The organism is Candidatus Planktophila versatilis (assembly GCF_002288345.1).
Taxonomy (GTDB): Bacteria; Actinomycetota; Actinomycetes; order Nanopelagicales; family Nanopelagicaceae; genus Planktophila; species Planktophila versatilis_A.
Genome location: NZ_CP016781.1, coordinates 86,592 through 101,914, shown reverse-complemented (window position 1 = coordinate 101,914; position 15,323 = coordinate 86,592). Strand labels below are relative to the sequence as shown.

At 48.4% G+C, this 15,323-nt stretch carries 14 protein-coding genes; 8 read left to right on the top strand and 6 right to left on the bottom strand.

Going from position 1 to position 15,323, the window contains the following annotated elements:
• Positions 1–104 precede the first annotated feature (104 nt).
• Both A1sIIB142_RS00490 and A1sIIB142_RS00485 read left to right on the top strand, forming a co-directional pair.
• Positions 105–1,331, top strand: a complete 1,227-nt coding sequence (locus A1sIIB142_RS00490; protein ID WP_095693236.1) for a saccharopine dehydrogenase family protein — start codon at positions 105–107, stop codon at positions 1,329–1,331.
• The gene (locus tag A1sIIB142_RS00485; protein WP_095693235.1) at positions 1,332–2,096 is read left to right on the top strand and encodes an SDR family NAD(P)-dependent oxidoreductase; all 765 of its coding nucleotides are present in this window, start codon (positions 1,332–1,334) and stop codon (positions 2,094–2,096) included.
• On the opposite strand, the gene A1sIIB142_RS06555 is transcribed toward A1sIIB142_RS00485, so the two are convergent.
• Positions 2,097–4,256: a DEAD/DEAH box helicase gene (locus A1sIIB142_RS06555; RefSeq protein ID WP_190283266.1), complete on the bottom strand. Its 2,160-nt coding sequence runs from the start codon at positions 4,254–4,256 to the stop codon at positions 2,097–2,099.
• 274 nt (positions 4,257–4,530) lie between these two features.
• Between A1sIIB142_RS06555 and A1sIIB142_RS00475 the strand changes: the two genes are divergently transcribed.
• Both A1sIIB142_RS00475 and A1sIIB142_RS00470 read left to right on the top strand, forming a co-directional pair.
• Complete coding sequence (locus A1sIIB142_RS00475) at positions 4,531–5,136, top strand: hypothetical protein (RefSeq protein WP_095693234.1); 606 nt, start codon at positions 4,531–4,533, stop codon at positions 5,134–5,136.
• Between the two features lie 95 nt (positions 5,137–5,231).
• On the top strand, positions 5,232–6,572 hold the full coding sequence (locus A1sIIB142_RS00470) for a GGDEF domain-containing protein (protein ID WP_095693233.1): 1,341 nt from the start codon (positions 5,232–5,234) through the stop codon (positions 6,570–6,572).
• On the opposite strand, the gene A1sIIB142_RS00465 is transcribed toward A1sIIB142_RS00470, so the two are convergent.
• The 4 genes from A1sIIB142_RS00465 to A1sIIB142_RS00450 form a co-directional block, all read right to left on the bottom strand.
• Complete coding sequence (locus A1sIIB142_RS00465; protein ID WP_223299198.1) at positions 6,573–7,757, bottom strand: YeeE/YedE family protein; 1,185 nt, start codon at positions 7,755–7,757, stop codon at positions 6,573–6,575.
• Positions 7,758–7,813: 56 nt separating this feature from the next.
• Positions 7,814–8,764, bottom strand: a complete 951-nt coding sequence (locus A1sIIB142_RS00460; protein WP_095693231.1) for a sulfurtransferase — start codon at positions 8,762–8,764, stop codon at positions 7,814–7,816.
• Positions 8,765–8,998: 234 nt separating this feature from the next.
• On the bottom strand, positions 8,999–10,354 hold the full coding sequence (locus A1sIIB142_RS00455) for a cryptochrome/photolyase family protein (RefSeq protein WP_095693230.1): 1,356 nt from the start codon (positions 10,352–10,354) through the stop codon (positions 8,999–9,001).
• An 11-nt stretch (positions 10,355–10,365) separates the two neighbouring features.
• A complete protein-coding gene (locus tag A1sIIB142_RS00450; RefSeq protein WP_095674291.1) occupies positions 10,366–11,481 on the bottom strand; it encodes a citrate synthase 2 in 1,116 nt (371 codons plus the stop codon).
• 126 nt (positions 11,482–11,607) lie between these two features.
• On the opposite strand from A1sIIB142_RS00450, the gene pdxH reads away from it, so the two are divergent.
• The 4 genes from pdxH to A1sIIB142_RS00430 all read left to right on the top strand — a co-directional run bounded on the left by pdxH (position 11,608) and on the right by A1sIIB142_RS00430 (position 14,848).
• Positions 11,608–12,279 (top strand): pyridoxamine 5'-phosphate oxidase, encoded by a 672-nt coding sequence (gene pdxH / locus A1sIIB142_RS00445; protein WP_223298160.1) that lies wholly within the window; start codon positions 11,608–11,610, stop codon positions 12,277–12,279.
• Between the two features lie 9 nt (positions 12,280–12,288).
• Positions 12,289–13,410: a phosphoserine transaminase gene (gene serC, locus A1sIIB142_RS00440; protein WP_095693229.1), complete on the top strand. Its 1,122-nt coding sequence runs from the start codon at positions 12,289–12,291 to the stop codon at positions 13,408–13,410.
• A 3-nt stretch (positions 13,411–13,413) separates the two neighbouring features.
• The gene (locus A1sIIB142_RS00435) at positions 13,414–14,577 is read left to right on the top strand and encodes an MFS transporter (protein ID WP_095693228.1); all 1,164 of its coding nucleotides are present in this window, start codon (positions 13,414–13,416) and stop codon (positions 14,575–14,577) included.
• 82 nt (positions 14,578–14,659) lie between these two features.
• Positions 14,660–14,848, top strand: coding sequence for a DUF2530 domain-containing protein (locus tag A1sIIB142_RS00430; protein ID WP_095693227.1), 189 nt, complete (start codon positions 14,660–14,662; stop codon positions 14,846–14,848).
• Here A1sIIB142_RS00430 and A1sIIB142_RS00425 read toward each other — a convergent pair.
• Positions 14,845–15,228 carry a cold-shock protein gene (locus tag A1sIIB142_RS00425; protein ID WP_095674287.1) on the bottom strand — a complete coding sequence of 128 codons (384 nt, stop codon included), beginning with the start codon at positions 15,226–15,228 and terminating at the stop codon, positions 14,845–14,847. The genes A1sIIB142_RS00430 and A1sIIB142_RS00425 overlap by 4 nt on opposite strands.
• Positions 15,229–15,323 lie beyond the last annotated feature (95 nt).

Below are 15,323 nucleotides of genomic sequence, written 5' to 3'. Positions count from 1 at the left end.
GCATCATCACGTATGGAAGATGCTTGGCAAAGGTTATCGGTAGAGATAACCTTCCCCGAACACACTTATAGGAAGTGTGTTTTAAGAAATATGAGAGGCCACCCATGAAAGCGCTCGTTATCGGCGCAGGCGGAGTTGGCAGTGCAATCGCAAATATCGCAGCACGTAGACCCTTTATTACCTCTATGGTCATGGCAGATTACGCACTCGCGCGAGCTGAGGCAGCTGTAACAAAGGTCAACGATTCCAGGTTTTCGGCGCAAGAAGTCGATGCCTCTGATGTGCTTAACATTCGTGCCCTCATTCGCAAAGTGGCTCCCGATATTGTGGTTAACGCGGTAGACCCACGATTTGTTATGCCAATCTTTCTTGCATGTGAAGAAGAGAAAGTTAATTACATGGATATGGCTATGAGTCTTTCAAAGCCACACCCGGAAGATCCAATGAATAAACCTGGCGTGAAGTTAGGTGACGAGCAATTTGCTCGTCAGAAGAATTGGAGCGATGCAGGAATCTATGCAGTAGTTGGCATGGGAATTGAACCTGGCATGAGTGATGTCTTTGCTCGTTATGCGCAGGATGAACTCTTCTCCCGTATCGATTACTTAGCGGTAATGGATGGATCAAATCTGACTGTCGATGGATATGACTTCGCGCCATCGTTTTCTATCTGGACCACAATTGAAGAGTGCCTTAATCCACCGCTGATTTATGAAGAAGGTCGCGGTTGGTATACAACTGAACCATTTAGCGAGCTCGAAACTTTTGATTTCCCTGAAGGTATCGGACCAGTTGAATGCGTGAATGTCGAGCATGAGGAAGTTGTGCTGATTCCTCAGAGGGTAAAGGCGAAGGAAGTTCGATTTAAATATGGACTTGGTGCACAATTTATTGAAACCTTGAAAACGATTCACACACTCGGTATGGATAAGAAAGAGAAGGTTAAGGTTGGAAACGTTGAGATTTCTCCACGTGACTTACTTGCTTCAATCTTGCCGGACCCAGCAACAATCGGTGATCTCATGCATGGAAAGACTTGTGCCGGAACACTCGTTAAAGGTCTTGCTAAAGATGGCTCGCCAAGAGCTGTCTACATCTATAACGTGGTTGATAACAAATGGTCGATGGCCAATTACGGTAACCAAGCCGTTGTCTGGCAGACTGCTATTAATCCACTGATTGCAATGGAGCTCATTGCAAATGGCACCTGGAAGCCGGAAGGAATCTCTGGTCCAGAATGGTTTGCTGCACAACCTTTCCTTGATTTAATTGTGGAGTACGGATCTTCCTGGCATATCCGCGAAGAAGATACGAGAGGAATCGTGGCCTAAATGACGCAATGGGCGCTTGTCACAGGTGCTACTGCCGGAATAGGTGAAAGTTTCACTCGCTTACTTGCATCCAAGGGTTACAACATCGCACTCGTTGCTCGCGATGAAGTCCGGCTACACGAACGTGCTGCTGGATTACGTGAGAAGTATGGAATTCAGACATTTGTGCTGCCCGCAGATCTAGCCACAAAAGGCGGAGTGAAGTTAGTTGAGAAGTACATCCAAAGCTATGAGATAGAAGTGTTAATCAATAACGCGGGCTTTGGCATCAATAAAGCCTTTACGGCAAGTAGTTTGGGCGATGAACAAGATTTACTCAATGTGTTGGTGCGCACTCCCATGCGTTTGATGCATGTGATCTTGCCCGGCATGAAAGAACGTAAGTCTGGCACGATTATCAATGTCTCATCCGTTGCCGGCTTTATTGCAGGTGGGACATATAGCGCTGCTAAGTCATATCTAACGGTGCTCTCTGAATCATTGAACACAGAGCTCAAAGGCACTGGCGTTATTGTCTCTGCCCTCTGCCCAGGCTTTACTCGCACCGAATTTCATCAGCGTGGACGAATGAAGATGAAGGGGTTGCCAAGTTTCATGTGGCTTAACGCCGATAAATTAGTGGCGCAGTCTTGGAAAGATGCGCGAGCACATCAACCCGTCAGTGTTCCTGGATGGCAATACAAGTTACTTGTCGCAATTATTTCAATTGCGCCAAGAAGTTTTGTACGCCAAATCGGGATGAATGTGCGGAAGAAACAGCGCTAGTTAGCGACTGCGACGGCTATTGCCACCGCGATATCCACCACTGCTACCACCACGACGATTGCCGCCGCCAGAACGTGATCCACTTTGTGGGCTCTTACGTTCAACGATAGGTGGAATATAAGGAACACCTGTTGGCTCTTGCGCTCCCGTAAGGACCATGAGCTTTTCATCAAGTGGGCGAACATCGTGGAACTTCGGTGTCACACCTGCGCGTGTCAGAAGTCCTGATACTGCTCGTGAATTCTTTGATGATGAAAGGGTTACGACAGTTCCTGATTCACCAGCGCGAGCTGTGCGACCAGAACGGTGCAAGTAATCCTTGTGATCTTGTGGAAGATCTACGTGAACAACAAGTGAGATTCCATCAACGTGAATACCGCGTGCTGCAACATCTGTTGCAACGAGAGCTGAATTCTCCTGCTCCTTAAAGAGGGCAAGGGTGCGAGTACGCACTGCCTGTGACTTTCCACCGTGCAATGCGCCAACTGGAACACCCGCGTTAGCAAGCTTGTCCGCTAAACGATCTGCGCCGCGTTGTGTCTTTACGAAGAGAATTGTCTTTCCATTACGCGCCGCAATCTGGGATGTGATGTCATCTTTATCACCAGGGTGCATCTGTAGAACGTGGTGTTCCATAGTTGAAACCGAAGCACGGTCATTCTGTAATGAGTGTGTCTTTGGATTCTTCAGGTACTGCTTAACAAGTGAATCCACACCGCGATCTAGTGTTGCTGAGAAGAGCAGACGCTGCCCACCAAGATGTGCTTGATCAAGAATTTCCTTCACAACTGGAAGAAATCCCATATCTGCCATCTGATCTGCTTCATCGAGAACTGTGATCTGAAGTTGATCGAGCTGAACTTCATTCTTATTGAGCAAGTCAATCAGGCGACCTGGTGTTGCCACCAAGATTGCGGTTGCTTTACGCATGGCAGTGATCTGCTTTGCATATGGCATTCCGCCAGCGATAACTACTGATTCGTGGCCAACAGCGCGTGCAAGCGGACGAAGTACTTCATCAATTTGCTGCGCGAGTTCGCGAGTAGGGGTCAAGATCAATGCCAGTGGCTTATGTGGGCGAGCAACCTTGTCGCTGATATTTGTCAGCAGTGCAAGGCTAAAAGCTAGAGTTTTTCCAGAACCAGTTTGTCCGCGGCCCAAGATGTCATGGCCAGCGAGCGCATCTGGAAGTGTTGCAATCTGGATAGGGAAAGGATGCATGATTCCTTGGGCGCTAAGGGCGTTTGAGAGCGCTGGCGCGATTCCAAGGTCACGGAAAGTAGTTGTTACTTCAGAAAGTGGTGTTGCCTCAACTAAGTTGGCATCAGCTAAATTCACTGAAATGTAATTATCATCTGCGCCAAAATCAGTTGCTACATTTGAATGAGTCTTTGACGCACGACGATCATCGCGAGCATAAGCTGGTGAATCATTGCGGCGATCACGAGCTGGACGCTGTGAAGTTTCGGTATCGCGAGTTGGTGCTGCACTTCGTGATGAAGCACTGCGGGTTGCTGCACCACGTGGTGCACTTGGATTAAATTTTTCGCGCTTTTGCGGGATAAAGTTTGGACGGCCATCATCAGAACGTGCAATCTTTGCCTTCACTGCATCGCGACGAGTTGTTGGACGGGTATCTGATTGCGCTGGACGCTCTGGGCGATCTGGGCGAAATGGTCGTGATGCACGCTCTGCGCGATCTTCGACAAACTTTGCCGCACGTGAGACTGGCTTTGTAGAACGCGATGTAGATTCAGCGCGCTTTGGAGCAGATCCCTTAAATGCCTTTGCTGGCTTTCCGAACGTGCGCTCTTCGCGGCTCTGCTTTGGATTACCTTTTGGTGCACCTTCAATATTTTTTGACTTAGATGCGGTGCGCTCCTGAAAACGTTGTGCGCGTAGCTTTGACCGATCAGCTAAACGAACGTCCTTCTTAGTGACAACTTCGCGATCTGAATAACGCTCAGTAGTTGCCTTCTTGGCAATAGTTGACTTGGCAACTATTGGCTTTGACTCGGCGCTGCGTTTTGCAGTTCCGCGAGCAGCAGGCTTAGCAGCGACAGTCTTACGCGCAGCCTTCTGAGCAGCTGTGTGGCGGGGTTTACCTTTTGCGGCGCGACGAGCTTTGCCGGGGGCAGGGGTACGTGTTTGTAGAGACATGAAAATAGATACCAATCGAGACGACAAGCGCGTCTCGGTTAGATCGGCCAGCTAGCTGAACTAGGGCCATCAGGGTCTTGATAAGACTCGCAAGTAAGTGGCCATCTGGCGCACTTTGGGGGAAGTACATCGATGCAGGGTGCGTCGATGGGTTAATCATACACGCAATTTGAGATTCAAAATTCACACGATTTTCTATGCTGGAATGAGCGCCTTTACCCGGGAATTTAACTCAGTCTCGCTACCATTGCCGCATACCCGACGGAGGAACACAATGTCCCGCAAATTGGCAGCCACATTACTTTCAACTGTAGTTATCGCTGGTGGACTTTTTGCAGCGCCCGCATCTGCTGCCAAGATCAGCAACGGCACTGCTTGCTCAAAGCTCAATGCGACAACTTCTGTCTCAGGTTATAAGTACAAGTGTGCTAAAAATGCGATGGTCAAGAATTCAAAGCTCACCTGGTTATCCGTTGAGTGCGTAACCGCAATTACTCAATTCCAGGCCGCTGTGAAGGCTCAAAAAAGCGTAGGTGATATTTCTGCCCAAACTGCTGAACTTGATGCTGAACTTGAGAAAGCGGTCGCAGCTCTGGCAAATGTGACTACAGCATATGAAAATGCACGTGCCCAGGTGACAAAATCACAGGCATCTATGAACGCCTCCACTAATGCATCTGAAAAACTGGCACTTTCTGGCGCGCTATCAAAACTTGCAAATGCTGTGCTTGTTCTGAGTAGCTCTAAGTCAAAGCTTTCGGCACAGGTGAAAGATCTTGAGTCAAAGAAAGCGCTCTTACTCAGTGCGCCAGCCGCATTTAAAGATAGCGTCTCTGATGCACAATCATCTGCCGGCTTGCTCTGCAAAAAGGGTTACTAAGCCAATAGCTCACCTGCTGTAACGATTCCCCTATTCATAAGGGGGTAGCACCCCTGTTTAATTCTTAGGTGTATCGCGCCATCAGGTTTCTTCCGGTGGCACTCCTACTGCTTCATCTCTTGCTTAAACTCTTTATTCACAGCAACTCACTAGCCCTCGATCTCATTGCCTATAACGCAATCTGGATCTTTGCGATTGCGGCAATTACCCAAGCACCCTTAAGCAATGACCCGGTCGCAGTTGCCACGACATCACTTGCCATTGGTTTCTGGGGTGTTGGTTCACTCCTTAATAGCTACGCCGATTTCTACCCGCTTTCCAACACTTCACAATTTTTAGCTCAGCTCAGTTACCTCTTTTTTTATCCACTCTTACTCGTTGCCATCCCTCGCACTCTCTCGCGCGGGCGCCGTTTGAATCCCATCGAAGTGCTCGATTCAGTGATCTTCGGGCTCGGTATCTCAGCTATTGCCACTGCGCTCTTTCTCTCGAAAGTATTTCCAGAATCTATCTCTGACGTGCAAGATCAATTCTTCTCACTGTTATTTCCGGTCTCGGATTTATTACTCCTTACACTGGCCGCAATAGCAGTGATTACGCATCGCCTACAAAAGCGCACACTGCTGCTCTTTCTTGGAATTCTTATCTTTAGCGCATCAGATCTGTTCTACCTGTGGCTCTCCGTTAATAACAATTACACCTTTGGTCAGCTTTCCGATGATGGCTGGCTGATAGGAATTGTCATCATTGCTAGCTCCTTTTGGTATGCACAGAGCGCAACTACATCTGAGGTGACAATCCACCCGGTCTTTATTGCACTCTCAATCTTCATTAGCCCCACCCTGCTTGCGTTGATGGCGCTACGTCCCGGAATCTTCTCTATCTATATTCTCATTCCAACTATCGCCACCCTCTTTCTTGCCTTTATCCGAATGACAATAGTGATTAGACAAGCACGAAATCTTGGCGAAGAGAAGGTGCTAGCACGCACCGATGAGCTAACGGGACTTCCTAATCGTCGTCGCTTAGTGGCAGAACTTGCTACCTATTCAGAGACAGAAGGTGCGCTCTTACTCCTTGACCTCAATGCATTTAAACCAGTCAATGATCAATACGGCCACGAGGTGGGAGATCTGATTTTGCAACAAGTGGCGCAACGCTTTAGTCGCTCACTGCCAACAGGTGCAGTCCTTGCCAGACTAGGTGGTGATGAATTTGGTGTCTTGATTAATGGCAGCTACGAAAGAACTTTAGAGGCAGCATTTGCCCTGCAAGCCACTTTGAGTTATCCATTTATTATTCGTGGCCACAGCATCACTATTGGCGTCAGTATTGGCCACGCTCACAATGATGGCGAAAACAGCCTTCTTGAACGCGCTGATGCTGCAATGTATGAAGCTAAGCGAACCGGTGCCGGAGTTATCCAGGCTCGGTAATTAGAGCGTGTGAAGCTTGCACTTAATTCCGACCCAACTGCCAAGAAATACAAAGGCGAAGAAGACCCAACCAGAGAGGGCAAATGCTTGTGTGCCAGAAAGTAGAACACCAATGGTGCACCCAAGTGAAATCATTGAGCCCCAACCTAAGAGAATTCCACCGAGTAATGCTGTTGCGCCATTTCGCACGGTAGGAAGTGCTGGCTTAAAGCGATTGCCAGCAAAAGCCGCTGCAAAAGATGATGCCACGATGCCGAGGATGAGCCAACCATTATTTGTGATGGTTTCAGAAACGACAGCAATACATCCAGCCATCCGATCAAGGCCAACCAAAGTTTCATCGCCAAATTTATTCTCAGTCATAAATGTTCTTGCCTGCGTGCTTATTTGACGTGTGACACCTAGCGGTTCAACACGAAGGTATGCGATAGTTCCAACAACTCCCACGAGCAGCCCAGTGGTGATTGGGCTCCAGCGATCAGTAATGGCACGTTTTAGCGATGCCGCGATAGAAATCTGTCCGGCATAGACCACGCGCAGTGGATCTGAATTCTTGCCTTTTCTGATGACAAAGTGAGCGAGTGCAATCAGAGCTATGAAGGTAATGATGAGCGAACCTGAATATCCAAAGTAATGCGGCAGCCAAATAGTGGGTGCATCTGCGATTGCATTTAGATAAAGCCAATTCCAAGAAAGAAATGCAAGTACAAAACCTATGAGTGTTCCGATTAGCGCCGGAATGGCGCGAATATAACCTTGGCCAAGACGATAAAGATGGCCACTAATGCAGGCACCAGAAAGTGCCATACCAATGCCGAATGCGAAGGCAGAAAGTACGAGCACCCAACTCACAGGTCCAATATGGGCAACCGGTGGCAGGCGTTCAGTAGTTGTATCAGGCAGAAATTGTCCGAAAATGATTGCGTAACCGATAGATCCAGTAGCAATTGCAATAAGAATTGATAGAAATGGCGTGGTGTTCTTATCTTCAATTCCATCACGGAAAATACAGAAGAAGCAGAATCGACCACGTTCAAGCAATAGACCAAGGCTGGCGCCAATCAGAAGTGAGATTGGCGCAGTGGATGAGTTCTCCGATGAAGAGAGAATGAAGGCAGTTCCCAATAGCGCAGCGATTACTCCAAGTGAGATTGCTGTTCGAATCTTTTCAGTGCGAGTCCACACAGGAAGAAGAGCCCCGAGGCTATCGGGGCTCTTCTCTGACTGCTGTGAGGTGCTAATTACGCAGCTCCCCAAATTGTTCCGGAAGGATTATTAATTGGAACACCTACTGAGTTTCCGTACTCAGTCCATGATCCGTCGTAATTCTTGACCTTTTGGAAGCCAAGAATTTCGCTGAGTACGAACCAGGTCAGTGATGAGCGCTCACCGATACGGCAATATGTGATGATCTGATCTGTGCCAGTTACGCCTTTATCAGCATAGAGCTTCTTAAGTTCTGCAACTGTCTTAAAAGTTCCATCAGCATTTACATTTGAACCCCATGGGACGTTGATTGCACCTGGGATATGGCCTGCACGGACTGCGAGTTCCTGGAAGCCAGGAGCAGCAAAGAGCTTGCCGCTGAACTCATCTGCGCCGCGGATATCAATCAGCGCTGCAATTTTTGTCTTCTTCGCTACCGGAAGAACATCTTTGGCCAAGCTTGCACGCAAGTTCTTATCAGCGTTATTTGCTACAAAGTTACCTGCCTTAAATGTTGGAACAGCGGTTGTGAGAGCACGACCATCTTTTTCCCACTTAACGCGTCCACCATCTAGCACGCGAACATCTTTTTGACCGTAGATGTTAAATATCCACGCTCCCCATGCGGCAAACCAGTTGTTCTTATCACCGTATAGGACAACAGTTGTGTCATCGCTGATGCCAGCTTTTTGTGCAAGTGCGGTGAAGTTAGCTTGGCTAATGATGTCGCGATTTACCGTGTCAACGAGATCGGTGTGCCAGACAAACTTAATCGAGTTCTTGATGTGACCACGCTCGTAGATACCAGGCTCAGTACTCACCTCGATGATACGAACATTTGGATTATCGATGTTCTGTTCTAGCCAATCAGGTTGCGCTACTGCGCGAGCTTGATTCTTCGGACGTGCATCAGCTGGAATAACACCAGTTGCTGTAAAGAGCGCTGCAACTGCTGCGGCAGCTAATACTTTTCTTGAAATTGACATATTTTTCCTCTGTTAGTTGGTTGTATTTTTCTAAATCTAAGAAATTGTTTAGGTAAAACGGGGGGACGAAATAAAAGTTAAATCAGCAACTTGTTGTTGAAATGCGGCAGTAGTCAATAATGCGACGTTTAGTAAATAACATCGTGACTCCTTTGCCTGGTTGTGAATACTGGGAAAAGATAGTGAAAGAGGCTTGTGAAGTAAAATTGCGAATCATTTGCAAGTGCAATCAAACTACAACGGTTTTTCGGGCTTATCTGCCTTAATCTCTTTCAATCGTTCGAGTGACTCAATTCGTTCTACTGCATGATCGACAATGCGCTCTGGATAGTTATGTGAATATCCATCAAGAAATAGCCAAGGTTCATGAATTTCAGCCGCACTTAAATGTGCAAGTTCTGGCACATATTTACGGATGTAGTCACCGTTTTCATCAAAGCGCCGGCCTTGTTCTATTGGATTAAAGACGCGGTAATAAGGAGAGGCATCGGTGCCGGTGCCGGCAGTCCATTGCCAACCGTGGGCATTAGATGCCACGTCATAATCAACTAAGTGCTGGGCAAAGAAGCGCTCACCTAACTGCCATTCCAGATGCAGATCTTTAACAAGAAATGATGCCACCACCATGCGGGTGCGATTATGCATCCAACCTTCTTGCACTAATTGGCGCATGGCAGCATCAACAAATGGGTAGCCAGTCTTTCCGGCACACCAAGCCTGAAATTGCTTACCGGGTTTGTCATAACGCATCTCTTTAAATTTCGGTGCGTAGTACTCGGTATCAGTATCTGGGTTATTACAGAGCACATCGGCATAGAACTCGCGCCAGGCAATCTCTTTGCGAAATGTGTCATGTGCTTTACTCTCACCTAAATCTGCCAGCAAGGTGCGCGGGTGGATCTCACCAAACTTTAAATAGGTGCTCATCTTTGAGGTGCCATCAATGCCGGCAAAGTTGCGGTTCTCATCGTAGGAATCAAGACCTTTTTTAGAAAACTCTTTAAACCGCTTCAGCGCAGCAGCCTCCCCAGCTTCAATCACATGAACATCAGCTGGCATAACAAAATCTGGAAATGCTCGATATTCAGCAGGTGGAGTGGGAGCCTTAATGTTTTTTGGTGTTGCCGCAGGTGCGCGCCATCCATGTGCGCGCCATCCACGATAGAAAGGTGTGTAGACCTTGTACGGTGTGTCATCACTTGGTTTACGAACCCGACCTGGCGCAACTGCATATGGGGAGCCGGTACGAACTAGCGGAATTCCAGCAGCTTCAACACGTTCATCTCGCGCTGCGCCGTAGCGTTCATACTCAGCCGAAATATGAACTTCTTTGACGTCATAACGTGCAATCAACTCCTTCAACACTTCAACTTGATCGCCTTCAATGATGTGCAAGGTGTTGCCCAGTGATTGATCAAGTGCGCGCAGAGATTGCCCCATATAGGCAAGTAGTTTTTCGCCGGCTTCAGCAATCTGTGCCTTATCTAAAATAAAGAGCGGCACAATTTCATCACTGTTTTCCATCGCCGCTAGCAGCGCCGGGTGATCACCAATGCGAAGGTCTCGGCGAAACCAGATGATGTTTCGCATAGTGCCTGAAATTATTTGTGAAGCTGCTCGACAGTTGCATCCCAACCCTTAACATCTTCAGGCTTACGAGGAGCCTTACCGACGTAACGAGCTGATGGACGAATAAGGCGACCAGTGCGTTTTTGCTCAAGAATATGCGCAGACCATCCTGCGGTGCGGGCTGCGGTAAACATTGAGGTAAAGAGCGGTGAAGGAATCTCTGCGAAATCAAGAATGATTGCCGCCCAGAACTCAACGTTTGTTTCAAGTACGCGATCTGGTTGACGCTCATGGAGTTCTTTTAGCGCAGCCTTTTCAAGTGCTTCGGCAACGGCATAGCGTGGTGCGTTGAGTTCTTTTGCAGTGCGGCGAAGTGTGCGAGCGCGTGGATCTTCAGCGCGATACACACGGTGACCAAATCCCATCAGGCGCTCTTTGCGATCAAGTAATCCCTTTACATATGCTTCGGCGTTTCCAGTCTTCTCAACTTCTTCAATCATGTGAAGAACGCGAGATGGCGCGCCACCATGAAGTGGACCTGACATCGCACCGATAGCACCAGAAAGTGCGGCACAGACATCGGCACCCGTTGATGCAATAACACGACCAGTAAATGTGGAAGCGTTCATACCGTGCTCGGCAGCTGATACAAAGTAAGCATCGATTGCACGCACGTGTGCTGGATCTGGTTCTCCGCGCCAGCGAATCATCATGCGCTCTACAACGGTATGTGCCTTATCAATTTCTGCTTCAGGTACTGGCTTGGCAATTACTCCGCGGGCAGCTTGGGCCAGGTATGAAAGAACCATGACTGATGTGCGAGCAAGGTTGCTACGTGCTTCTTCATCTGAAATATCAAGTAGTGGCTTAAAGCCCCAAGCTGGTGCCAGCATTGCAATCGCAGATTGAATATCTACCCGCACATCACCAGAGTGAACTGGAAGTGGGAATGGTTCGGCATTTGGTAGTCCTGGATTAAATTCATCATCAACGAGTAGTCCCCAGACATTTCCAAATGAAACGCGTCCTACGAGGTCTTCGATATCAACGCCGCGATAGCGAAGAGCGCTACCTTCTTTATCTGGCTCTGCAATTTCAGATTCGAATGCAATTACGCCTTCAAGGCCTGGCTTGAAATCATCTGACACGGTGAGCTCCCTCAATATCGGCTTTTTACTCTTTGATTCGGAGCCAATTCTGCACCTAACGCGGGGGTGCTGACCACCACATCGGGCGGGGGTGCACACATGCCAAAAGTGAGGTTCGATACATCCATGAGCCAGATGGAACGCGATGCAATCAGAGCCATGCGCCGCTCTTATGGCGAGGTCGGACTCGAGTCCTTGCCGGCTGATCCCTTTGCCGCATTTGGTAGCTGGCTCACTGAAGCTGCAGCAAATGACTTTATCGTCGAGGCCAATGCAATGGTCTTATCTACTTTGGGTAGTGATGCGCGAGGCCAAGACGCCATCACCACCCGCACAGTGTTACTTAAAGATGTATCAGATGGTGGCTTTACCTTCTTTACCAACTACTCATCTCGCAAAGCACAAGCGATTGAATTACACGAACAAGTCACTCTGCTTTTTCCTTGGTATGCCATGGAGCGGCAGGTTTCAATCAGCGGATTTGCGGCAAAGATTTCGCGCGAAGAATCAGAAGATTACTTTGCAACTCGTCCGTGGGGTTCTCAGATTGGTGCCTGGGCATCGGCACAATCTGCACCCTTAGCTTCCCGCGAAGAGTTAGAGCAACGCTATGCCGGTGCTGCGCAGAAATGGCCGGAAGGGACATCCGTTCCATGTCCGCCGCAATGGGGTGGCTATCGCGTTACGCCAATCAGCATCGAATTCTGGCAAGGACGCTACTCCCGCTTACATGATCGCCTGCGCTATGAGCGGGCTAACACCAGTTCAGATTGGGAAGTAGGTCGTTACTACCCTTAGTCTTTGCCCATGAGCGCAGAGATAATTATTCCGGAAAACCTGAAACCACGTGATGGACGTTTTGGTTGTGGTCCATCAAAGATTCGACCAGAAGCACTTGCTGCCTTAACTGCGCCAGGTAGTAACTACATTCTTGGAACATCTCACCGCCAAAAGCCGGTAAAGAACGTTGTGAAAAGTGTGCGCGAAGGTCTCTCATCTCTCTTCTCACTACCTGAGGGCTATGAAGTCATTCTTGGTAACGGTGGATCCACTGCATTTTGGGATATCGCAACCCTTGGACTTATCGAAGATCGTTCCCAGCACTTAGTTTTCGGTGAATTCTCATCAAAGTTTGCCAGCGCTTCAAAAGAAGCACCATTTCTTGGTGAACCGACCGTTATCAAATCTGAGCCCGGCTCACATCCAGAAGCTGTTGCCGAAGCCGGTATCGATGTCTATGCCTTGACACATAATGAAACTTCAACTGGTGTTTCGATGCCAATCAAGCGCCCAGCTGGAACAGATGGCGCATTGGTTCTAGTCGATGCAACTTCTGCTGCTGGCGGCCTTGATGTGAACGCTAAAGAATTTGATACCTACTACTTTGCACCACAAAAATCTTTCGCATCAGATGGCGGTCTCTGGCTGGCACTCATGAGCCCGGCTGCAATTGCCCGCGCAGAAAAGATTAAGGCCGGCGGTCGTTGGATTCCGGCATTCTTTGATCTCACCATTGCCATTGAAAACTCACGACTTGATCAGACATATAACACGCCAGCTCTTATCACTTTAATGCTCCTTGATGAGCAAGTGAAGTGGATGAATGCCAATGGTGGTCTGAAATTTGCGGCTGGTCGTAGCGCTGATTCCGCATCACGTCTCTATGGCTGGGCGGAAAAGACCAGCTACACAACTCCTTTTGTTACTAACCCAGCCCAGCGTTCTAATGTTGTTGGCACCATTAACTTCGATGATGCCATTGATGCCACAGCCGTGGCTGCTGCCCTGCGCGCTAATGGAATTGTGGATACCGAGCCATATCGCAAGCTTGGTAAGAATCAACTTCGCATCGGTATGTTCCCCGCTGTCGACCCAGCCGATATTGATGCACTCACAGCGTCAATCGACTTTGTCGTCTCCAACCTTTAGTTCATGGCCCATAAGGTAAAGCGCGACTCCTTTTTCTGGACAATCGCGCTACAAGGTGCGGCTGTCAATATCTTCCTCGGAGCATTCGGTCCATCACAACCGTTGCTCCGCGCAGACCAGGGCACATCACTGACTATCGCTGGTCTTCATGGAACTGCAATGGGTGTTGCCTCAATTATGGCCGGTCTCTCTAATTCACACCTTGTGCATAGATTTGGTCGCTCTAGTACTGGGTGGATTGGTCTCATCATTTTCTCCATCGGTCTGATCGGATTTGTTGCAGCTCCCCCAGTTGAACTGACAATTCTGGCGGCACTTGTTGCCGGTTTTGGAGTCTCAGTTGTCATTAATAACTTTGTCACTTCACTGACGGGGCACTATGGCAAGCAATCAGCGGTGGCGCTCACGCAAGCAAATGCGATTGGTTCTATCGGTTATGTCATCGGCACGCTGACTGTGGGACTGGTCGCAGATAGTTTCCGAGATCAATGGCGCATCGGAATCTTGGCGGTCTTGCCATTTGTGCTCTATCTATTTTTCTTTCGCAGAATTAGAGATGAGCAGGCGCATGTGCCGCACGAAGACGGACCACAAGGCGGCAAACTTTCTGGCCACTTCTGGATCTCTTGGTTTGGATTCTTTGCCTGCATTGCTAGTGAGTTTGCAATCTCTTTCTGGGCGGCAGCACTTATCCGTGACCGCACTGATGCCACACCTGCCATCGCAACTCTTGCAGTTGTGGCATTTGGTTCTGGCATGGCAATTGGGCGTTGGTATGGACCACTTCTACTTAAACAATGGGAGATTGATGCACAACTGAAAATATTTATTGCCACACAGTTCTTTGGCTTTGCCGGCTTATGGTTTTCGCACAACCTAACAATTAGCTTCTTCTCGCTACTAGTTACTGGCATTGGTGTATCAAGTCAGTTCACACTCTCATCCTTGCGACTGATTGGCCTGAGTGACGGTCGTCCTGATTTAGCAATGGGAAAGAACTCCCTAGCGGCAGGAAGTGCAATTGGTTTATCCCCATTCGTACTTGGAATTCTGGGTGATCACCTTGGTATCTCTCGTGCATATTTGATGGTGCCAGTGCTGATGATCATTGCCTATGCTGTTATTCAATTCATACCATCGCATGCGGAGCCAGCACATGAACTATAAAAGTCGCAGACTTATTACAGTCCTCACACTTATTGCACTAGTCGCTCTTATTTTTCTTGGGAACTAAGGTTAGGCTTTAACCATGGCAAGTAATATCAAAAATGTAGTAACTCTTATTGCAGTGGGGACCATCGCCTGGATTGCGGCCGGCGCTGTCGCAGTAGTTATTGGCGCCGAATCTAAAGTCATTTGGACATGTGTTGTCGGCGCCGTCTTAGGCGTTATCGGTATTCGTTACACAATACGTCGTAGTAGACGTAGCGGTATTTAAGCTTCTAGTTGGGAAGCAATCCCGCGAAGAACACGACCAAGGCGTTCTGCTTCAGCACCTGATGGATGGCGTCCTTGACGTAGCCCATTTCCAACACGATCAAGAATCTTGATGGTGTCTTCAATCATCGCCGCAAGATCATCGCTATTAACGCGTGAATTTTCAGCCAAAGAAACCGGTGCATCAATAATGTGCACGGACATTGCTTGTGGTCCCTTACGAGAATCAATCACGCTGAACTCAAGCTTTGTTCCAGGCTTAACAGTTGCAACGCCTTCTGGGAGTGCTGATCCGGCTAGATAGACATCTTCGCCTTCATCGGATGCAATAAATCCAAAGCCTTTTTCAAGGGAAAACCATTTAACTTTTCCGGTAGGCATTGCACTTACTCCTTAAATTCTTACGGTACTCGTTTAGTAGCCGGGGGATTCGGACAGGGGGCTAATTTATCGTATTTGCGATGGGGCGTGCTACC